18 protein-coding genes and 1 riboswitch are annotated in these 20,170 nt (G+C 72.5%); of the genes, 6 read left to right on the top strand and 12 right to left on the bottom strand.

Features of this window, described 5'->3' with window-relative positions:
• The first annotated feature begins 76 nt into the window (after window positions 1-76).
• From ACFSL2_RS25080 to ACFSL2_RS25070, 3 genes are all read left to right on the top strand, one after another.
• Window positions 77-529: a DUF6153 family protein gene (locus tag ACFSL2_RS25080; protein ID WP_377200447.1), complete on the top strand. Its 453-nt coding sequence runs from the start codon at window positions 77-79 to the stop codon at window positions 527-529.
• 103 nt (window positions 530-632) lie between these two features.
• Window positions 633-1,220 (top strand): DUF305 domain-containing protein, encoded by a 588-nt coding sequence (locus tag ACFSL2_RS25075; protein ID WP_377200446.1) that lies wholly within the window; start codon window positions 633-635, stop codon window positions 1,218-1,220.
• A gap of 59 nt (window positions 1,221-1,279) precedes the next feature.
• On the top strand, window positions 1,280-2,728 hold the full coding sequence (locus ACFSL2_RS25070) for a copper resistance CopC/CopD family protein (protein WP_377200445.1): 1,449 nt from the start codon (window positions 1,280-1,282) through the stop codon (window positions 2,726-2,728).
• Between the two features lie 22 nt (window positions 2,729-2,750).
• Here the strand turns inward: ACFSL2_RS25070 and ACFSL2_RS25065 are convergent, their stop codons facing one another.
• Window positions 2,751-3,065: a DMT family transporter gene (locus ACFSL2_RS25065; RefSeq protein WP_377200444.1), complete on the bottom strand. Its 315-nt coding sequence runs from the start codon at window positions 3,063-3,065 to the stop codon at window positions 2,751-2,753.
• A 10-nt stretch (window positions 3,066-3,075) separates the two neighbouring features.
• Window positions 3,076-3,139: riboswitch (guanidine-III (ykkC-III) riboswitch) on the bottom strand.
• Between the two features lie 90 nt (window positions 3,140-3,229).
• On the opposite strand from ACFSL2_RS25065, the gene ACFSL2_RS25060 reads away from it, so the two are divergent.
• Both ACFSL2_RS25060 and ACFSL2_RS25055 read left to right on the top strand, forming a co-directional pair.
• Entirely contained in the window at window positions 3,230-4,273 is a 1,044-nt protein-coding gene (locus ACFSL2_RS25060) for a fatty acid desaturase family protein (RefSeq protein WP_377200443.1), read from the top strand.
• A 28-nt stretch (window positions 4,274-4,301) separates the two neighbouring features.
• Complete coding sequence (locus ACFSL2_RS25055; RefSeq protein ID WP_377200442.1) at window positions 4,302-4,529, top strand: ferredoxin; 228 nt, start codon at window positions 4,302-4,304, stop codon at window positions 4,527-4,529.
• Window positions 4,530-4,538: 9 nt separating this feature from the next.
• Here the strand turns inward: ACFSL2_RS25055 and ACFSL2_RS25050 are convergent, their stop codons facing one another.
• Both ACFSL2_RS25050 and ACFSL2_RS25045 read right to left on the bottom strand, forming a co-directional pair.
• On the bottom strand, window positions 4,539-5,651 hold the full coding sequence (locus ACFSL2_RS25050) for an NAD(P)-binding domain-containing protein (RefSeq protein ID WP_377200441.1): 1,113 nt from the start codon (window positions 5,649-5,651) through the stop codon (window positions 4,539-4,541).
• A gap of 95 nt (window positions 5,652-5,746) precedes the next feature.
• Window positions 5,747-6,301 carry a TetR/AcrR family transcriptional regulator gene (locus ACFSL2_RS25045; protein WP_377200440.1) on the bottom strand — a complete coding sequence of 185 codons (555 nt, stop codon included), beginning with the start codon at window positions 6,299-6,301 and terminating at the stop codon, window positions 5,747-5,749.
• A gap of 60 nt (window positions 6,302-6,361) precedes the next feature.
• Here ACFSL2_RS25045 and ACFSL2_RS25040 point away from each other — a divergent pair, with 60 nt between their 5' ends.
• Window positions 6,362-7,585: an MFS transporter gene (locus ACFSL2_RS25040; protein WP_377200439.1), complete on the top strand. Its 1,224-nt coding sequence runs from the start codon at window positions 6,362-6,364 to the stop codon at window positions 7,583-7,585.
• A gap of 58 nt (window positions 7,586-7,643) precedes the next feature.
• Here the strand turns inward: ACFSL2_RS25040 and ACFSL2_RS25035 are convergent, their stop codons facing one another.
• The 9 genes from ACFSL2_RS25035 to ACFSL2_RS24995 form a co-directional block, all read right to left on the bottom strand.
• Entirely contained in the window at window positions 7,644-14,189 is a 6,546-nt protein-coding gene (locus ACFSL2_RS25035) for a DUF2341 domain-containing protein (protein WP_377200438.1), read from the bottom strand.
• 95 nt (window positions 14,190-14,284) lie between these two features.
• A complete protein-coding gene (locus tag ACFSL2_RS25030; RefSeq protein WP_377200437.1) occupies window positions 14,285-14,716 on the bottom strand; it encodes a DUF6098 family protein in 432 nt (143 codons plus the stop codon).
• Between the two features lie 30 nt (window positions 14,717-14,746).
• Window positions 14,747-16,084: a cytochrome P450 gene (locus tag ACFSL2_RS25025; RefSeq protein ID WP_377200436.1), complete on the bottom strand. Its 1,338-nt coding sequence runs from the start codon at window positions 16,082-16,084 to the stop codon at window positions 14,747-14,749.
• Window positions 16,085-16,183: 99 nt separating this feature from the next.
• A complete protein-coding gene (locus ACFSL2_RS25020) occupies window positions 16,184-16,600 on the bottom strand; it encodes a CBS domain-containing protein (RefSeq protein WP_377200435.1) in 417 nt (138 codons plus the stop codon).
• 96 nt (window positions 16,601-16,696) lie between these two features.
• The gene (locus ACFSL2_RS25015; RefSeq protein ID WP_377200434.1) at window positions 16,697-16,939 is read right to left on the bottom strand and encodes a hypothetical protein; all 243 of its coding nucleotides are present in this window, start codon (window positions 16,937-16,939) and stop codon (window positions 16,697-16,699) included.
• Window positions 16,940-16,963: 24 nt separating this feature from the next.
• Complete coding sequence (locus ACFSL2_RS25010) at window positions 16,964-17,569, bottom strand: flavodoxin family protein (protein WP_377200433.1); 606 nt, start codon at window positions 17,567-17,569, stop codon at window positions 16,964-16,966.
• Between the two features lie 112 nt (window positions 17,570-17,681).
• Entirely contained in the window at window positions 17,682-18,806 is a 1,125-nt protein-coding gene (locus tag ACFSL2_RS25005; RefSeq protein WP_377200432.1) for an FUSC family protein, read from the bottom strand.
• A gap of 18 nt (window positions 18,807-18,824) precedes the next feature.
• Entirely contained in the window at window positions 18,825-19,244 is a 420-nt protein-coding gene (locus tag ACFSL2_RS25000) for a CBS domain-containing protein (RefSeq protein WP_377200431.1), read from the bottom strand.
• Window positions 19,245-19,357: 113 nt separating this feature from the next.
• The gene (locus tag ACFSL2_RS24995; protein ID WP_377200430.1) at window positions 19,358-20,155 is read right to left on the bottom strand and encodes an isocitrate lyase/PEP mutase family protein; all 798 of its coding nucleotides are present in this window, start codon (window positions 20,153-20,155) and stop codon (window positions 19,358-19,360) included.
• Window positions 20,156-20,170 lie beyond the last annotated feature (15 nt).

The following is a 20,170-nucleotide window of genomic DNA, read 5'->3' as shown; positions in this document are numbered from 1 at the left end:
GGACCCGCACGGGCGCCGCACGGGTGGTTGGGCGAGTGGTTCGGCGTGGCATCCGCGTTGCGATAGCCTCCGTGGCGTGCACGTGCTCTCGTTCCTCCGCTCGGCCCTGGCTGGTCCCGGGCGACGGCTGAACGGCGCCCTGGTGATCCTGACGGTGATCGTCGGCGTGGTCACGATGCACTCGATGAGCGGGTCCCCGACGTCGCACCACGCGCCGCACGCCGAGTCCGCCGTCGTCGCTCCGGGCACCACCCCCGTCGGCGGGATCGCGCTGCCGGAGCCACCGGACGGCCATGCCGCGACGGAAGCGGCCGGGCACGAGGGGTGTGCCGACGGGTGCGGCGGGCACGACGCGGCGATGGCGATGTGCCTCATGATCCTCGTCGCCCTGCTGGCGCTGGCTGTTCCGGCCCGGCGGCTCCTGTGGCGGGTCCTGCCCGCGTGGTCGGTGCGCCCCGTACGCGTGTCCGTCGGTGTCCGCGCGGTCGCCACGCCCTCCTTGCACGAGCTCTGCATCTCCCGGACGTAGCCCCGGTGTCGGCGCGCACGCGTCGACCCGACCAGCGCGGACGTGCCCATGCACGCCCGCGCCAGCGAGTGCTACCCCGATGAGCTGTGGAGGAAAGAACCCGATGAAGCGCACCCTGATGTCTGTCGTTGTCCTGGCCGGCGCCCTCACCCTGGCCGGCTGCTCGGGCTCGGAGGAGCCCGCCGAGCAGGCCCCGTCCGCGGTGGCCGGTGCGGAGTCCAGCACCGACTCGGCCCACAACGACGCGGACGTCATGTTCGCCCAGATGATGATCCCGCACCATGAGCAGGCGATCACGATGGCGGACATGGTCCTGGCGAAGGACGGGACGAGCCCCGAGGTCGCCGAGCTGGCCACCGAGGTCAAGGCGGCGCAGGCCCCGGAGATCGAACAGCTCGGCGAGTGGCTGGACGCCTGGGGCGCGGACCGCGCCGCCGAGCACGCGGGTCACGCCGGCATGAGCGGCATGATGTCCGAGGACGACCTGCGGCTGCTGGAGGAGGCCGGCGCCCCGGAGAGCGACCGGCTGTTCCTCGAGCAGATGATCGCTCACCACCGCGGCGCCGTGGAGATGGCGCAGACCGAGGTCGAGTCGGGCACGGCCCCGGACGCGGTCGAGCTGGCGCAGACGGTCGTCGAGACGCAGACGACCGAGATCGAAGCGATGGAAGACCTGCTCACCTCGATGTGACCCGATGAGTGGTGCGCCGGCGCGAGCCGGCGCACCACTCGTCCCTGAAGGAGCCTCCCATGCTCGAACGCCCCAGGGCCGCGCGCGGCCCGGCCCGTCTGGTGGTCAGCCTGCTCGCCGCACTCGTGCTGGCGATGTGCTGCGCGCCGGTCGCGGCCGCACACACCAAGCTCGAGTCGTCGGCACCGGCCGACGGCGCGACCTCGGCCGGACCGGTCGACAAGGTCAGGCTCACGTTCACGCTGCCCGTGACCACCCTCGGTGAGGGCATCGTGATCGACGGCCCCGCGGGCACCGTCCCGGCCGACGTCGCCACCGCCGACGACGGCCTCGTCCTCGTGGCGACACCGGACAGCGCGCTGGCCGCCGGGAGCTACACGGTGCGCTGGACCACCGCCGCCCAGGACGGCCACCCCCTGGAGGGCTCGTTCGGCTTCACGGTGACCGGACCGGAACCGGCTCCCTCCGACCCGGCCGCGTCCGAGCCCGCTCCTGCCGTGCCGGAGCCCTCCGAGTCGGCCACGTCCGGGCCACCCCCGCACGACATGGCCGACATGGACGACATGGACGACGACATGGACCACGACGCGGCGGCGATGGGCGGCACGGCGTCCGGCGTAGCCGGTGTGGTCACCCGGCTGGGCGGCGCGGCGGGCCTCTGGGGCGGGCTGGTCGCGGCCGGTGCCCTGATGTTCGCGGGCCTCGTGCTCCGTGGCCCGGACCGGGAGGACGTCCCGGTGGTGCTGCGGCTCGTGCGCTGGATGGGTGGTCTGGTCCTGGCCGGGCTCGTCGTCCACGTCACGGCCGGGTCCGTGGTCGTGGCGCACGGCGACGTCGCCGCCGCGGTCTCCCCCTCGGCCGTCGCGGGCTCCCTCACCGGTGCGACGCGCTGGGCCCTGGGCCTCCAGGCCCTCGGGGCGGTGGCGATCGCGGCGGGTGCCTGGCAGACCTTGCGCGGCTCGTGGCTCGCCGTGCTCGGCAGCGTGCTGGTGGGCGCGGGACACGTGCTCGGTGGGCACAGCAACACCGCCGAACCACGCTGGGTGGTCGTGACCGCCGACGTCGCGCACCTCGCGGCGGCAGCCGTGTGGGTGGGCGGTGTCGTCGCGATGGGACTGCTCCTGCACCACCGCCGCCGGGACGGACGCAACCTCGACGCCGCACTGATCGGTGCCCGGTTCTCCGTCGTCGCAGCCGTGTCCGTCGCGGTGGTGGGCGCCGCCGGGGTGGTGCTCGCGGTCGAGATCCTCGACCGTCCCGAGCAGATCTGGGAGAGCACGTGGGGCCTGCTCCTGCTCGCCAAGATCGCCGTGGTCGCGGTCGTCGGCACCGTCGGCGCGTACAGCCACTTCCGGGTCGTGCCCCGGCTCTCGGCGCGCCGCTCGAGGGCCCGCAGCGTCCGCAAGGCGAGCAACCTGCTCCGCCGCAGCACCGTCCGCGAGACGGCGCTCATGGCCGTGATCGTGCTGATCACGGCCTGGCTGGTCGCCGCGTCCGTCGAGGTCTGATCCTCGTCAGGACCCGCTCAGGTCAGTGCGTCAGCTTGAGCCCGATCACGCAGCCGATGAGACCGGCGATCAGCAGGACCCGGACCACGGAGACCGGCTCCGCGCCGGTGGCCATGGCCCACACGACGGTGGTGGCCGCCCCGATACCCACCCAGACGGCGTAGGCGGTACCCACCGGCAGGTCACGCAGCGCGTAGGCGAGGCCACCCATGCTGGCGACGAGGGCCACGCCGAAGACGACGCTCGGTCCGACGTTGTGGAACCCGTCGGAGCGGCTGAGGGCGGTGGCCCAGACTGCCTCGAGCAGGCCGGAGACGACAAGAACGATCCAGGACATGGTTGCTCCTTAGTTGCCGTCTTGTCGCGCACCGGGTACGGCAACCCTCGTCCGGGAACCCCTTCAGGCTCTGCTTCCATATTCGCACAGGGCGGACCGGCGAGGCACCGGCACCTTGGCTAGCATCGAACCGGAAGCTGCTCGCCAGGTTTCGAGAGGTGCCGATGCTGGGAAATCACTATGTGGAGGCGTTCCATCAACTGACGGCCGAGGCCAACGACGCGGGCCTGATGCGCCGTCGCTACGGCTTCTACTGGACGATGATGCTGTTCTGGGCCCTGGTCACGGCCGGGGTCCTGGTCGGCGTGGCCCTGCTGGGCGACACCTGGTACCAGCTCGTGCTGGCGGCCCTGCTCGGCGTGGCGATGGCACAGTTCGCCTTCCTCGGCCACGAGGCTGCCCACCAGCAGATGTTCGCCTCCAAGAGCTGGAACGAGTGGACGTCCCGGGTCATCGCGGGGCTGTTCAACGGGCTCAGCTACGGCTGGTGGGTGGACAAGCACGGCCGGCACCACGCCAACCCGAACAAGGAGCGCGAAGACCCCGACGTCGAGTCCACGGTGCTGTCCTTCACGCCGGACAGCACCGACGAGCGCACCGGGCTCGCCGCCCGGCTGGCGAGGTACCAGGGCTTCTACTTCCTGCCTCTCCTGCTCTTCGAGGGGTTCTCGCTGCATGTCAGCTCGGTCCGGACCATCCTCACCGGCAAGGACGTCACGTACCGGTGGACCGAGATCCTCTTCGTCGGGATCCGGCTGGCCGGCTACCTGGCCTTCCTGTTCGTCGTCCTGCCGCCGGGGATGGCGGCAGCCTTCGTCGCCGTGCAGGTCGCCGTGTTCGGCTTCCTGCTCGGTGGCGCGTTCTCGCCGAACCACATCGGGATGCCCACCGTCCCGCACGACGCCGACCTCGACTTCCTGCGCCGGCAGATCCACATGTCGCGCAACGTCCGTGGCGGACCGCTGGTGCACTTCTTCATGGGCGGCCTGGAGTACCAGGTGGAGCACCACCTGTTCCCGATGGCGCCACGCCCGAACCTGCGTGCGGTACAGCGGCTGGTCCGTTCGTACTGCGCCGACAACGGCATCCCGTACACCGAGACGTCGCTCACCGGGGCGTTCCGGACGATCATCGCCTACCTCAACCAGGTAGGGCTGAAGAACCGCGACCCGTACACCTGCCCCCTCGTTCGCCGGTATCGCGGCTGAGGCTTGGTGGCTCAGGCTTGGAGGACCCATGAAGCCAACGGTCAACCCCGACACGTGCATCGCCTCCGGCAACTGCAGCCGGACGGCACCCCGGGTGTTCGCGAACCTCGAGGAGAACGGCGGGTTCGTCAGCATCATCGACGAGAACCCGCCGGAGTCGGAGTGGCCGGCCGTCCGCGCGGCCGAGGAGCAGTGCCCGTCGGCGACCATCCACATCGAGAAGGACGACGGCCTGCCGGCGACGACCCCGGCCTGAGCGCAGCGGTCAGGCCACCGCCACCCGGAGCCGCCGCACCACCGCGGCGGCGGCCTCGCGCCCGGCCCGGTTCGCGCCGACCGTCGACTGCGACGGGCCGAACCCGATGAGGTGGACCCTCGGCTCGGCGTCCGGCCGGGTCCCGTTCATCGCGATCCCGCCCAGGTCGTTCCGCAGGTGGAGCGGGTCCAGGTGGGTCAGGTCGGCCTTGAACCCCGTGGCCCACAGGATCGTGTCGACCGGGGTGAACGTGCCGTCCGCCTCGCGCACGCCCATGGGCTCGACCGCCGTGAACATCGGCCGCCGCTCCAGGGCGCCGCGCTCCTTGGCCGCCAGTGCGTACGGCGTCCAGGCCAGGCCCGTGTACGAGACGACGCTCCCGGTGGGCCGGCCCGCGGCGACGTCGGCCAGGACCTTGGCGATGGTCTCCCGGCCGGCCGTCTCGGGCTGGAAGCCGTCCTCGCGGAAGACCGGCTCCCTGCGGGTGTACCAGCGGGTGGTCGCCACACGCGAGAGCTCCTCCAGGAGCTGGACCGCCGAGATCCCGCCGCCGACGACCGCCACGCGCCGGCCCGCGAAGTCCTCGGCCCGGACGTAGTCCCGGGTGTGCAGCTGGCGCCCCACGAACGTGTCCTGGCCCGGATAGCGCGGCAGCACCGGGTTGGTCCAGGTTCCGGTCGCGTTGATGACGGCCCGCGTGGTCCAGGAGCCGCGGTCGCTCGTCACGACGAGATCGCCGTCCGGGTCGTCGTCGGCGCGGCGCACCGCCACCACCTGGACCGGGCGCAGGATCGGGAGCGCGAACGTGCGCTCGTAGTCGGCGAAGTACCGCGGGACGGCGGCACGGCTCGCCTCCGTCGTGTCGACGGCGGGCTGGTCCAGTCCGGGGAGGTCGAAGATGCCGTTGACCGTGGCCATCCGCAGCGACTCCCAGCGATGCTGCCAGGCGCCGCCGGGTGCGCGGTTCGCGTCCAGGACCACGAAGGTGCGCTCGGCGTCCGGCTGCTCCACGGCGCTCACGAATCCTCGGCGCTGCAGGTGGTACGCCGCCGACAGACCAGCCTGCCCGGCCCCCACCACGACCACGGTCGCCGCCAGCATCACATCTCTCACCCTGCACATAACACCACTCCCGCAGGAATGTTCCGCCCGGGCCCGCAGTGTGATCGGTAGAACGTCAGGTGATCGGCAGCCCGGGTTGCCGATCACCTGACGTTCTACCGACCATCGGGGGGCGCCGTGATTCGGCGGACCGCCTCCGTGACCGTTTCTCGGCGGGGGGCCTCCGTGTCCAGGGCGCGGTGGATCGTGAGGCCCTCGATCAGGGCGTCCAGCATCCGGGCCGTGACCGGGTCGAAGTGCCGCTCCAGGGCGGCACGGGACCGCGCCATCCACGCGTTCGTCAGCTCCCGGTACGCCGGCTCCCGCGCGGCCAGCGTGTAGAGCTCGTGCGTGAGCACGAGGTCGCGCTGGCTGCCGAACACGTCCTGCGTGATGATCTCGACCACCGCGGCCCGCGCCGCCGCCAGGTCGCCGGCCGCGCTCATGCGCTGCTCGAACCCGTCGCTGACGCTCCGCGAGAACCGGCCGAACGCCTCGCGCAACAGCTCGTCCATCCCCGCGAAGTGGTACGTCATCGACCCGAGGGGCACGTCGGCGAAGGCGGCCACCTTGCGATGCGAGACCCCGGCCACCCCCACCTCCGTGATGAGGTCGAGGCAGGCGTCGATGATCCGGTCCCGGCGGTCCGGGTCGTGTCGACGTACGGTCATGGTGGCCACCCTAGCGGGCGTTGTGTACGACCGTACGCTGTGGTCGGTACGCTCGTGAACATGCCTCTTCTTCCGGGCCCCGGCCCGCAGCCCGCCGACCGGCGCGCCCGTGCCGCCGTCGCCGCCCTGTTCCTCACCAACGGCGCACTGTTCGCCAACCTGGTGCCGCGCTACCCGGAGATCAAGGCCGCCCTCGACCTGGACAACACGGTCTACGGGCTGGCCGTGGCGGCGTTCCCGGCCGGGGCGATCATCGCCGGCCTGGGTGCCGGCTTCCTGGTCCGCAGGCTCGGGTCGGCGCAGGCCGCGGTCGTGGGCACCATCCTCACCGGGCTGGGCGTGCTCGCCGCCGGGCTGGCGCCGTCGTTCGGCCTGCTGGTGCTGGCGCTGCTCCTCGGCGGAGCGATGGACGCCCTCACGGACGTCGCGCAGAACGCCCACGGCCTGCGGGTGCAGCGCCGCTACGGGCGGTCGATCATCAACGGCTTCCACGCGGTGTGGTCCATCGGCGCCGTGCTGGGCGGGTCCATGGCGGCCGGCGCCATCGCGATCGGGCTGCCGCTCGGTGTGCACCTCGGCATCTCCACGACGGTCTTCGCGATCGTCGCACTGGTCGCGCTGCGCTTTCGCCTTCCCGGACGGGACGGTGACGTCGACGAGGCGAGCGGGGCGGCCGGGCCGGCGCAGGCCGGCGGCGTGCGCGGGGCCGGCGTGAACTCGCGCACCGTGGCGATCATCACCGCCCTCGTGCTGATCGCGATCGGCGGCGCCCTGGTGGAGGACGCGGGCAGCTCGTGGGCGACCTTGTACCTGTCCGGGACGCTCGGCGCCCCCGCGGCCCTGGCCGCCACCGGCTTCGTCGCGCTCGTCGGCGCCCAGTTCGTGGGCCGGATGCTCGGCGACCGCATGGTGGACCGGTTCGGTCAGCGGATGGTCGCCCGCGGCGGCGGCGTCGTCATCGCGCTCGGCATGGGACTGGCCCTGGCCTTCCCGACCGTGCCGGGCACGATCCTCGGCTTCGCCGCGGTGGGCCTCGGCAGCGCGACGCTGGTGCCCGCCGCCATGCACGAGGCGGACGAGCTCCCGGGCCTGCGGGCCGGTACCGGCCTGACCATCGTGTCGTGGCTGATGCGGCTGGGCTTCCTGGCGTCGCCGCCGCTGGTCGGCATGGTCGCCGACGCCGTCGGCCTGCGCTACGGCCTGCTCGTCGTACCGCTCGCGGGCCTGCTGATCGTGCTCCTGGCGGGAGTCCTCCAGAACCGCACCGCTCCCCCAGCACGTTGAGCTCCTCGTCGGTCGAGCTTGTCGAGACCGGTCCCGACAAGCTCGACCAACGGGGCGGTCAGCGCGTGGGGCGCTGCCTCGGCAGGGTGAACGTGCTCACGGCGCTCCGCGTCACGTGGCCCGCCGGGTCGCGCAGCTCGACGTACCACTCGTGCGGCACGCCGCCCTCGGCGTCGTCCAGGACCACCGACATCCGCTCGGCGCCCACCGCCGTCCGCGGGTCGCCGACCTGCTCCCGCGGTCCGGCCGCCACGGTGAGCGACTCGGCGGCCAGGGTGCGCGTGGTGGTGCCACCGAGGTCGATCTCCAGCGCGAAGTTCTCGGTGTCGTCGCCGTGGAAGCCAGGGATGGCACCCTCGGGCACCTCGTGGTGCCAGTTGCCGTCGGAGGTGGCCTTCTCCAGCAGCGGTGACCAGGTGTTGAAGTACATCAGGTCGTTCTCGGTGTCGACGCTGATGTGCTTGAGGTACTCCTGCCCGCCGTAGACACGCGACTGGTAGTCGGTCAGGACGCCGTAGGCCCGGTTGCCGCCCGCGGTCTCCCGCGACGCGACGCCGGTACCCGCGATGTGGCCACCCAGCACCAGCTTGACGTTCGCGTACGGGTCGACGAGCTCCCGGGTCACGTTGCCGTTCGACCAGCCGTTCACGCCCTGGTTCACCGAGTTGTGGTTGGCGATGATCACCGCGTGGTCGGGGTGCGCCTCGATGATGTCCTTGGCCCAGGCCAGCCCGGGGTCGTTCGCGTTGTCCGCCGAGAAGAACCCGACCGTGAGCAGCAGGAGCCGTGCCCCGTCGATCTCCGCCGTGTAGAAGTAGTTGTCGATGTTGTCGCTGCCGCCGAACCGCCAGGGGCTGCCCTCGAGACTCTTCTCGAACCGCTCCATCGGGAAGTACTTCGGTAGCATGACGCGACCGTTGCGGTTGTTCTGGTAGTCGTGGTTGCCCCACGAGATCATGTACGGCAGCCCGGCGTCCTCCATCGCCCGGGCCGACGGCTCGGCGTTGACCCACTGGTACTCCTGCGAGAGGTACTCGCGGTTGACCCAGTCGCCCGCCTGGACCACCAGCTCGGTCTTGCGCTCCTCGGCCACCTCCGCGACGTACTCGAACTGGTGCGTCATGAGGTCCGGCGTCGCCTGGGCGTAGAGCTGGGAGTCCGGCACGTGGTCGAACGCCCAGTCGTACCGGTCGGCGGTCGGCAGCGCCTCGATGTCCCGGTCCTCGCCGTCGGGCAGGGCCGTCAGGCCGCGCCAGACGAGCAGGTGCAGCTTGCCGTCGGCGACGACGTTCTCGGCGGCGCGGGCGGTCACGTCCAGCTGGACGGCGGCGCCGTCCGGGTCCGCCCCGGAGTCCTTGAGGATCCAGCGGCCGGCGGCGTGGTCGTACACGTGGGCCGAGACGGTGCGGGCGTCGCCGGCACCCGACCAGGTCAGGTGGAACTCCTCCTGCGCGGCCTGCGCGTCGGTGAGGGAGATCTCGTAGACCTGGAACGGGTTCTCGTTCTTCCCCACGGTGGTCGGCAGCAGCTCGTCGCCGACCTTTCCGCTGGCCGGCGTGAGGGCGTCGGGCACCCGGTCGGCAGTGCTGCCGCTGCGCACCACGACGTTCGAGTCGTCGAGCGGGATGGTCGGACCGGCGTAGAACGTGGCCTCGACCCGCTCCCGGTCCTCGGTGCGCGGCGTCGCGGAGAGGGTCACGCCCGCACCGGAGGCGGAACCCGCGTCGTCGCTCACCTCGGGCGCGGCGGGCGCGACCGTGTCCTCGACCGTGACCGGCACCTCGACCGGCTCCGCCGTGTCCCTCGGCCCGCCGACGGCGGCCGCGCGCACGGTGAGCGTCTGCTCCCCGGGGACGTTCACGGGCACCCGGACCGTGAACGGCCCGGCGTCGACCCGCTCGGTGTGCACCTTCTTGCCCGCCAGCTCGGCCCTGAGCACCGCGCTGCGGCTGACCGTCCCTGTCACCTCGACGAGGCCGGCCTCGAGCGTGCTGCCCGTGCGCGGTGTGCCGACGACCAGCGTCACGGGCTCGTCCGCCCGCTCGACGCGCTCGCCGAACGTCACGGCGTCACCGAACAGGTTGGCGAAGCGGAACGCCTCGAAGTCCGGGGTGAACGCCACGCCCGCGATCTGCACCTCGTCGACCAGGCCGTGGAACGGCGACCGGAGGCTGCCGTCGTTCGTGAAGTAGTCGCCGATCGTCGTCTGCACCGCCGGGTCGGAGAACGTGCTGCGGTACTCGACCATCTGGCTGTGCACCTCCCGACCGTCGACGAACACCGAGTACGTCATGCCGTCGTAGGTCTGCGTGACCAGGTGCGGCTCACCGTCCGCGGAGAGGTCGAACCGGTGGCTCAGGTCGACGTCGCCGAACTCGAAGCTGTTGCCGGCCAGCCGGGTACCGACCTGCGGCCCGCCGGGCCGCACCCCCTGCCAGAAGGTGAGCTGCCCGTCACCGGTCGCGCTCTCCTTGGCGACGACCGGGGCGGGCGAGCCGAGCTGCGCCAGGTCCTCCTGTGTGAGCGAGTACACGCCGCTGATGGCCATGCGGTCGTGGTGACCACCGACGTCGCCCGGGTACTGCAGGCGTGAGCCGGCGAACCGGGCCTGGCCGGTGCCCCGCTCGGACGCGTCGACCGACAGGTCGTCGCCCACGACGAGGCCCGCGTGCTGTCCCGTCGAGTCGGTGCGGCGGTCGCCGCTCGCGGTGGCGCTGCCGAAGTGCTCGACGAGGGTGTAGTCCTCGCCCCACACCGCCGTCGGGTCGTTGGCCGGGGCCGAACCCCCGAAGTAGGCCCACACCTGCTGCGCGGACCCGGCGGCCAGCCGGGGCACCCGGACCCACACGGTCGAGGTGCTGCCCGGCTGCCAGGTCTCGACCTCGAACGGCAGGGGTACGCCGTCGGCGGCGAAGAACGACAGCTCGTCCTGCTCGACGGCGGGTGCCGCCGGGATGCGCAGCTGCACCGGCGTACCGGTGAAGTCGGACCGGGTGTCGTTGCGGACCGTGACCGCCTGGCGTGCGGTCGCGTCGGCGTCCGCCCAGGCGACCGTCTTGCCGTCGGTCGAGACGAGGCCGGCCAGCTCGCGCAGGCGCCGCTCGGCGGCCTCCAGCCGGGGCAGCCCCGTGAGGGCGCCCCGCTGCGCCTCGGTGAGCCCGTCGACGGCGGCGCGCACCGCGGCCACCGCCTCGGAGTCGTCGAGAGTCACGTCGTCGACGGCGGGCAGCTCGTCGATCAGCGCACCGACCGGGGACAGCTCCCGGTCGATGCCGAAGCCCTCGAACAGGCGCGGCACGCCGCGGTCGCGGATGTCGTACACGTTGACCGTGAGGCGGTCGGCCGTGACGTCCACCGCCGTGAAGTTCTCCCCGGCCTGCTCGCCCGTGCGGTCGAACAGGCGCAGGTAGGGCTCCAGGTCCACGCCCCGCGGGTCGGTCGCCTGCGTGTAGTGCTTCGCGCCGGCAGTGTTGGGCAGGAAGTAGATGGTGCCCTCGGGGTCCACGGCGTACTCGATGCGCTTGCCATTGCGGATCTCGGTGATCTTGGTGGTCTCGACCGGGCGGGCGCCCTCGACCCCGTCGGGGTCGGCGGCCAGGACCTTCGACCGGCTCATCACGTGGTCGTGCCCCTGCAGCACCAGGTCGATGTCCAGCTCGTCGATCACCGGCACGAGGGTGCGGCGCATCGCCATCACGTCCTCGTCGTCCAGGTGGGTCGCCGTGGTGTACGGGCCCTTGTGCATCGTCAGGACCAGCCACTGGGCGCCCGCGGCCTTGGCGGCCTCGGCATCGGCCCGGAGCCAGTCGATCTGCTCCCGCGAGATGCCCTCGGAGCCGCCCTCGTTGGTGTTGAGCACCATGAAGTGCGCCCGGTTGTACGTGTACGAGTAGTAGACGCCGTCGGACCGGTCCTGCTCGGGGCCCGCCAGGGTGAAGTGGTCGGCGAACGCGTTGGTGTGCCGGTCGTGGTTGCCGGACGCCGGCGCGAGCGTCGTGCTCAGCAGGCTCGGGCGGGCGGAGTCGAGCAGGTCCTTCCAGTCCTGCTCCCTGCTGCCGTCCTCGACCAGGTCGCCGTTGTGCAGGACGAACTCGGCGTCAGGCACGTGCTTGAGCGCCTTGGCGATCGTCTGCGCGGAGAGCTCGGCCTCGGCCAGGTTCTGCGACTGCGTGTCGGTCAGGTCGACGAACGTGAAGTCCTCGTCGCCGCCCTCGGCCGTGACGAACGTGCCGGTGGCGCTCCACACCTGCTCGGCGGCGTCACCGACGCGGTAGTAGTACGTCGTGCCGGGCCGCAGCTCGCGAGCGATCGCGCGGTAGAACGTCTCCCCGTCCTCGCTGTCCTCGCGCTGCGCCTCGATCTCGACGGTCGCGGAGCCCTCGGGGAACTCGCGGTCGGTGCTCAGCACCGCCACGGCGCTCCCCGTCGTCAGCGTCGAGTACCAGGTGAAGGCACGCTGCGTGCCCGGGTCGCCGTAGAACGTGGTGGTGATCCGGTTCGGCGCCTCGGCGGGCGAGACGTACTTCGGCACGGGGTGACCCAGCTCGTCGTCGAACCGCCACTTCTCGACGAAGTCCCAGCCGCGCGCCGCATAGGTGGCCTCCTGGGCGAGCACCTCCGGCGTCGTGTCGGTGCCGTGCTGGTTCTTGGTGCCCGGGCCGGCGACGGTCTGCCCGCCGATGGTGATCCCGCCGTTCGCGAGGTTGTCCTGCGCGGTCCAGCCGGAGTAGCCCGTGTAGCCGATCACCCGGCCCGCGAACCCGTCGACCTTGCCGGTGTAGTCGATCGACCCGGCCAGCGCGACGTTGCCGGTGAACGACGCGCCCGAGCTGGGGTTACCCGGGTAGGCCACGACGTGCGCGGCGTCGATACCGCGCGTGCCGCCCGTGCCACCGTCCGCCGCGACCGTGAGGTCCGCCTCGACGAGGTTGTTGCGCACGGTCACCGCATTGCGGGTGTAGGAGGCGATGCCGGCGGGCATCTTGTGCGCACTGACGGAGCCGCGCACCCAGTTGTCGGTGACGGATCCGCCGTGCAGCTCGGCGACCAGGCCGGCCACCTTCTCGGCGCTCGTGGCGGTCAGGTCGATGTCGAGCACGGTGTTGCCGGCCAGCGTCGCATCGGTGGCGACGACGGCGAGGCCGGCCACGTACCCGGTGCGGGAGCCGCCGTCGGCCGTGACCCCCGCCAGGGTGAGGCCGCGGATCGTGCCTCCGGCCAGCTGGCGCACGAGGCCGAGCCGGTCGGCCTCGCCGCCCGCGCTCTCCTGCGTGCCGTAGACGAGGTTGCTGATCGTGTGGCCCGCACCGTCGAGGACGCCCTCGAACCGGTTGATGCCGCGGTACGGCTCCCGCCCGGCGAAGTCGACGTCGGCCGTGAGCACGAAGTGCTTGTCGCCCGTGTAGCGCGGGCTGCCGGCGTTGAGCTGCGCGGTGAGCAGCTCCAGGTCCTCGGCCGAGGCGATCTCGTAGGGCTGCTCCGCGCTCCCGTTGCCGAACAGCGAGGCCGTGTACTGCGGCACCGGGTGGCCCAGCGCGTCGTCCCAGCGCCAGGCGTTGGTGAAGTCCCAGCCGAGCGCGTCGTAGGTCGCCCGCTGTGCCAGCTCCTCGGCGGTGGCGTCCGTGCCGTGCTGGTTCTTGGTGCCCGGACCGGCGACCGGGTCGCCGCCGATCGTGATCGCGGTGCCGGCGAGGTTGTCCTCGGCCGTCCAGCCGTCGTACGCCGTGTACCCGATGACGCGGCCGACGAAACCGTCGATCTTGCCCGCGTAGTCGATGGAGCCGGAGAGCGCCACGTTGCCCGAGAAGGTGCTGCCGTTGGGCGAGCCGGGGTAGCCGGCGATCAGCCCCGCGTTGTTGCCGCGCGTGCCGTTCGCACCGCCCGGGACCACCATCGTCAGGTCGGCGGCGACCAGGTTGTGGCGGAGCACGGAGTCCTGGTTGACGTAGGCGGCGATGCCGCCGGGCATCTCGCCCGCGCGCAGGGAGCCGGTCACCCAGCTGTCCGCGATGGTGCCGTTGTGGAGCTGGGCGACGATGCCGCCCACCTTCTCGGCGTTGCTCGCGGTCAGCTCGGCGTCCGTCACCACGTTGCCCGTGAGGGTGGCGTTGGTGGCGACGACGGCCACCGCGCCGATCCAGCCGTTCGTGCTGGTGCCGGCGTCGGCCCGGACCCCGTCGAGCGTCAGGTTGCGGACCGTGCCGCCGTCCAGCCGGCGGATCAGGCCCAGCCGGTCGGCCTCGCCGCCCGCCGACTCCTCCCGGACGAGCCGGAGGTCGCTGATCGTGTGCCCCGCACCCTCGAACGTGCCCGTGAAGGAGTTGATGCCACCGAACGTGCTCCCGGCGAAGTCGACGTCGGCCGTCAGCCGGTAGGCCGACCCGCCGTAGGCGCCCGGGTCGGCGTTGATGGCGTCCGCGACCGCACGGAGGTCGTCGGCCGAGTCGATCTGGTACGGGTCGCGTGGCGCTCCCTCCCCGTCGATCCCGGGTAGAGGGTCGGCCGCCTGCGCGGCGGGCAGACCCGATCCGAGGGCGAGGGCGACGCCGAGCGCTGCGGCGACAGGCGCCAGCAGACGTGGACGTACTGGGACATGTCGAGGCATGCCGCGAGTTCACCTGCCGGTCCTGAATGCCCACCGGCCGACAGATGAAGCCGCGATGAACAGTCCATCACCGTCCGTTCGTCACCGTCGGCCCGTCACCGTCCGTCCGCCCCCGCGCGGAACACGCGGGAGTACATCGTGGCCGCCTCGTCCACCACCGACCGGTCGATCGAGGCGACGGTGGTGGTGCCGACCAGGAGCGGTTCGCAGTCGGGCCCTCGGCCGGCGATCTCGCCGGTGAGCGCCCACGGGTAGCGTTCCGGCGACTGCAGGTGCGCGTACTGCCACAGCTGCCGCGCCAGCCAGTGTTCGAGCTGCCGGTCCCACCACGGCTCCGGCGTCAGCGGGTTCACACTGAGGCCGGGCAGCAGGCACCCGCTCTCGTGGTCCCGGCTGACGGTGGCGGCGTCGGCGACGGGTCCCGCGCTGAACCGCACGTAGAGCGGCGAGACCGCCGTGACGAGCTCGGCCACCTCGCCGATCGACCGCAGGTGCGGCACGCCGGGCAGCATCCCGGACTCGGTCATGACCGCCCCCTCCTCTCCGCGGTCGGGTGCTCAGGCCTCACCGGCGCTCCGGAAGCGCAGGCCCAGGTGGTCCATCGTGGCGGGCACGGGGTCCCGCGCCAGGTAGCGCCCCCGGGCGACCCGCAGGTCCCGGGCGGCCAGCCGCGTGAGCAGGTGGGAGGCGACGAGCAGCACGACGTTGCGGCCGGGGCACGCGACGGGGCCGCCGCTGAAGGGGATCAGGCCCCAGTCGGCGTTGTTGCGGCCGTCCAGCCAGGCCTCGGGCACGAACGCGTCGGCGTGCCCGAGCCGGGCCGGGTCGCGGTGGAAGAACGAGCTCAGGATCGCGAAGCCGGTGTCGGTGGGCAGGGTGCGCTCACCCCACTCCGTCGGCCCGGTCGAGTCGCGGAGCACGGCGAACGTCGTCGGCCAGAGGCGCAGGGACTCCAGCACGCACGCCCGTGCGTAGGGCAGGAGCGCGGGCGCGCTGTCCCCGGCCGGGCCACCTGCCGGGCCGGCGGGCTCCGCCTCGGCGAGCAGCCGCTCCCGCACCGCCGGCCGGGCGGCGGCCATGGCGAGCGCCCGGAGGGTCGCTGCGCCCGCCGCGTCGAAGGCGAAGAGCCAGTGCGGCACCTGGCCCACCGCAGTGGCAGGCCCGCACCGGTGGGCCGCGGCGGCGAGGCCCTGGGGGTCCGGCGTCAGCACGTAGGACGCGATACGGCTCTCCAGGTCGTCGCAGAGCCCGGACCGCCGGGGGTGCAGCCACGACCAGTTCGCGTCGCGCCGCAGGGCGTCGAGCATCGCCACGAGCTCGCGGTCGTCGCGGGCCTTCGGGCCCAGCACGACGTCCAGGACGATGCCCCACCACGCGTCGGTGAAGCTCTGGGCGTCGAACCGTCCGGTCGAGTCCAGCCGCTGGGTCAGCTCCGCCGCACCGTGCTGGACGGCGTCGACCACGGCGGGGCCGTCGTCGTGCACCGCTTGTTCGGTCTGGAGCACCGCTTCGTTGAACGGCCTGCGGTGCCAGCGCTCGGCGGTCGAGGAGATGAGCACGCCCTCGGGCTGGAAGTGCGCGAGGGCGGCGCGCTTCTCCTTCGTGGCGGGGGTGAACGGCTCGGGTGAGCCTTCGAGCAGCCGGCGCACGTCCTCGGGTTCCGTGACCACCACGAGGCGACGCGACCCGATCCGCACGACGAGCGGCGCGCCCCCGTAGCGGGCACGCAGGTCCGCCAGGACGGTACGTGCCGTGCGGTCGGTCTGGTGCCGCTCGGCCCAGGCCGTGGCTCGCGGGCGACGCACGATCGCGCCCTGGGCGACCAGCGGGGCGAGCACCCGGCCCAGCACGCGAAGGTTCTCGGCAGCGGTCAGGTCGACGGGCGTGGGGCTCATGGCGTCTCCTCACCGGAGCTCGGTGCGCGGTCGCACGTCAGGTGGCAGATGCCGGGCTCGTTCGCCGAGCGCCGACGAACGAGCCCGGCCGGCAGCCGCTCAGCGGTTCGGCTCCGCCTCGGAGATGTCCGCGAGCGCGGACGCCGGGTCCCGCGTGACGGCGAGGTCCCCGATCGCGACGATGCCGACGGCCACGTCACCGTCCATCACAGGCACTCGCCGGACGGCGGCGTCGCGCATCACCTCGACGGCGGTCTGCACCGGGTCGCCGGGACCCACGGTGACGAGCTGCTCGCTCGCGACCTGACCGACGGTCGCGTCCACGCCGAGGCCCTCGGCGAGGCCGCGGATCACGAGGTCACGGTCGGTGACGATCCCGACGATCTTCGACTCGGACTGGACGACCAGCGCACCCACGTCCTCGGCGAGCATCGCCTGGGCGGCGACCTGCAGCGAATCGGATACGTCGACGGCGGTCGGCGCTGGGGTCATGACATCGGCGACGGTTTGCACCATGTCGCTCTCCTCCCTCGGTTGGGCCGACGGCGGGCTGCTTCACCGACACGTCCACCATGCCCCGGTGACCTCCCGCTCGCATGCGCGTCGGACGGATCAGACGCCCACGCTGTCGGTGATGTCCGCGCCGGTGCTGGCCCGTGCGCAGTGGCTGCAGCAGTAGGTGGTGTCGTTGGCCTCGACACCGTGCCCGAGCACGGTGCAGCCGCAGTGGGCGCACCGCGGGGCCATCATGTCGGCGGCGCACTCGAACGAGTCGAAGACGCCGGTGGCGCCGTCGTCCTTGGTGATCGTGAACGTGTGGGCGTACTCGTTGCCGCACTTGTCGCACGTAGGCATGTGCTCCTCCTTGGTCTTTCGGTGTCAGCTCTTGGGCGGGGGCACGGGCTGGGCGGCGAGCGCCGACGCGACGGCGTACAGGTTGTGCGCCATGAGGCGACCGGTGCCGTGCGACCATTCGTGCCCGTGCTCGGTCTGCGGGTACTCGGCGCCGGGTCCGGGGCCCTGGTTCCAGTAGGTCCAGGACTGGCCGGGGATCGTGTAGCCGATGTCGCCGAGCGCTCCGCCGATCTCGGAGATCACGTGGTGGGCACCGTCCTCGTTGCCGGTGACGACCACGCCGGCCACCCGGCTGTAGGCGACGGGGGTGCCGTCCTCTGCTGTCTCCGAGAGCATCGCGTCCATGCGTTCGAGCATGCGCTGGGCGATGGACGAGGGGCGTCCGAGCCAGGTCGGGGTGACGACGACGAGGATCTGCGCGTCCAGCAGCTGCTCGTGCACGCCGGGCCACTGGTCGCCGTCGCCCAGGTCGGTGACGACTCCTGGCGGCACGTCGAGGTCGGCGAGGCGGACGTGGTCCACGGTCACGTCACGTTCCTGGAGGGCGTCGGCGACGACGGAGGCGAGCGCCTCGGTGTTGGACGGTTCGGGGGACTTCTTGAGCGTGCAGCTGAGGAAAAGGGCCTTCACGGAACACCTCGGCAGGTTTGATCGGCAGCCGCTTCTCGACCTTCTCCAACGTAACGCCGGTGCGGTTCGCTTGCCGCCCGGCGGTCCGTGGGACGGCTGGGTGGGGCGTCGCTCAGTGCCGCAGGGCGTCGGCGCCGCGGGCGAACTTGATGATGAGGGCGCCCGCCACGAAGTAGTCGTACTCCGAGGAGCGCTGGGCCGTGCGGACGACCTGGCGGAGGTCCTGGATCGACTCGTCGAGCCGGTCGACCGCTTCGGCCGCGTCCTCGGCGGCGTCCGACTCCTCGGCGACGTCGCGCGTCACGGCGGCGCGCAGGGCCACGGCGAAGGCCCGCAGGGTGCCGGCGAACTCCGGTCTCAGCTGCTGCCCGAGCGCGACGTCATCGCGTCCCTCCTGCTCCCACTCGACGAGCAGGCGCACGATCTCGTCGACCACGTCGGCCTCGATGCCGAGGGCGCCGGCGCGCCGGGTCTGGGAGGCCACCCAGTGACCGTTCCCGTTGTACCGCACCCGGACGTTCGCGCGGGACGCCTCGCGGGTCTGGGCCACGGCGGCGCGCGCACGCTCGACCGTGGGCACCAGGTCCTGCCGGCGCTCCTCCCACTCGTCGGGCACGAGCGGCCCCTCGTTCTCCAGCCAGTCGGCGAGCGACTCGACCTGGTCGGCGAGCCCGTCGCGCAGGCGGCCGAGCGCGAGCTCCGACGGCGTGAGCGGCAAGGGCGGGAGCAGCACGTTGACGCCGATGCCGATGGCCGCGCCCACGACGATCAGGCCGGCGTAGGAGCCGACGTAGTCCGCGCCGTCGCCGTTGCCGAGGATGAGCACGAAGATGGCCGACATGACGGTCCAGCTGCCCATGTCACCGAAGATGCGCCAGCCCACGCACAGGAGCGCCAGGCCCACCACCACGGCGAGCTCCAGCAGGCCGGGCAGGGGCAGCAGGGCCACCGTGCGGGCGATGATCGCGCCGACCAGCACCGCGGCCACCGACTGGAGGGAGTCACGGACCGAGCGCACGATCGTACTGGTCGTCGCGAGCACGGCACCCAGCGGCGCGTAGTACGGGTACTCGCCGAACGGCGGGGGTGCGACGAGCCCCACGAACCACGCCAGGCTCGCGGCGAGTGCGCCCTTGAGCGCGAGCGACCACCGCGGGTGCCGCAGCCAGGCACGGTGGAGGGCCGCGAGGGCGCCGGCTGGACGGGCCACCGTCAGGGTCTGCCGAAAGTCGACCACGTCTCAGCCTCGCACGGCTCAGTCGTTCGGTTCGGCCTCGGAGATGTCCGCCAGGGCCGACATCGGGTCCCGCTCGGTCGCGAGGTCGCCGATCGAGACGATCCCGACCGGCACGTGCTCGTCCAGCACGGGAATCCGCCGGACGGCGGCGGCGCGCATCAGCTCGACCGCCACCTCGACGGGCACACCGGGTCCGACGGACACGAGCTCCTCACTCGCCACCTCACCGACCATCGCCTCCGTCCCGAGGCCTTGGGCGAGGCCGCGGACGACAAGGTCCCGGTCGGTGACGATGCCGACGGTCGTGTTCCCTGCCTGGACGACCAGTGCCCCCACGTCCTGCGCGGCCATCGTCCGGGCGGCGGTCTCGAGCGTGTCGGACATGCCGATCGTGGTCGGCTCTGGGGTCATGACGTCAGCGACGGTCTGCTGGACCATGTCGCGCTCCTTCCCTCGGTGCCACGTCCCTGGGTCGGGGCCGACGGCGGGCTGCCTCACCGGCGATCCCACCGTCCCGCGCCGGGGTGCCGCTCGCATCCTGTCCGACCGGTTCAGGGTGTTCCAGTCCGGTCCGCCACCTGCTGCGCGTACCGTTCGAGTCGCGCCTGCGCCTGCGGGTAGGGCGTCGCCGCCGGTGTCGCGCCGCCGTCCCGGACCGCTGCCGCGGCGGCGACGGCCGCGTCGATCGCGGCGCGGTAGGGCAGCGATCCGGTGCTGACCCGCCGGACGCCGAGGTCGCCCAGCCGGTCCAGCGAGAGACCGGGAACCGCGAGGACGTTGAGCGGTAGCGGGAGCGCGGTCGCGAGACGTTCGAGCACGGCCGGGTCGGTCGCGGCCGGGACGAAGATGCCGTCGGCCCCGGCGTCGACGTAGACGCGGGCCCGGTCGAGCGTGGCCTCGACCGTGGCGTCCTGGTCCAGCCAGTACGTCTCGACGCGCGCGTTGACGAACACTCCCGGTGCCGCCGTCCTGATCGCCGTCACCTTGGCGGCGTGCGCCGCCGGGTCGATGAGCTGCCCGTACGTCGAGTCCTCGACGTTGACGCCCGCGAGGCCGACGTCGGCCAGCGCCGCGACCAGGTCGGCGACCTCGGCCGGGTCGTCGCTGTAGCCGTCCTCGAGGTCGGCGGTCACGTAGGCGGGCAGTGCGCGCAGGCGCCGGACCAGGTCGGCGGTGGCCTGACGGCTCGTCCGTCCGGCGTCGGGCCTGCCGATGGCGGCGCTGACGCCGAAGCTCGTGGTGCCGACCGCGGGGAACCCCGCCTCGACGAAGGCCAGGGCGGAGGCGACGTCCCAGGCGTTCGGGAGGAGGAGCGGGCGCGGGCCCCGGTGGAGGTCGGCGAAGGTCATGGGGACAGGGTGCCA

Source organism: Promicromonospora aerolata (assembly GCF_042682255.1).
In the GTDB taxonomy this organism is placed as follows: Bacteria; Actinomycetota; Actinomycetes; order Actinomycetales; family Cellulomonadaceae; genus Promicromonospora; species Promicromonospora aerolata.
Note: the sequence above shows the minus strand (reverse complement) of the source record. Positions and strands in the feature narration are given on the sequence as shown.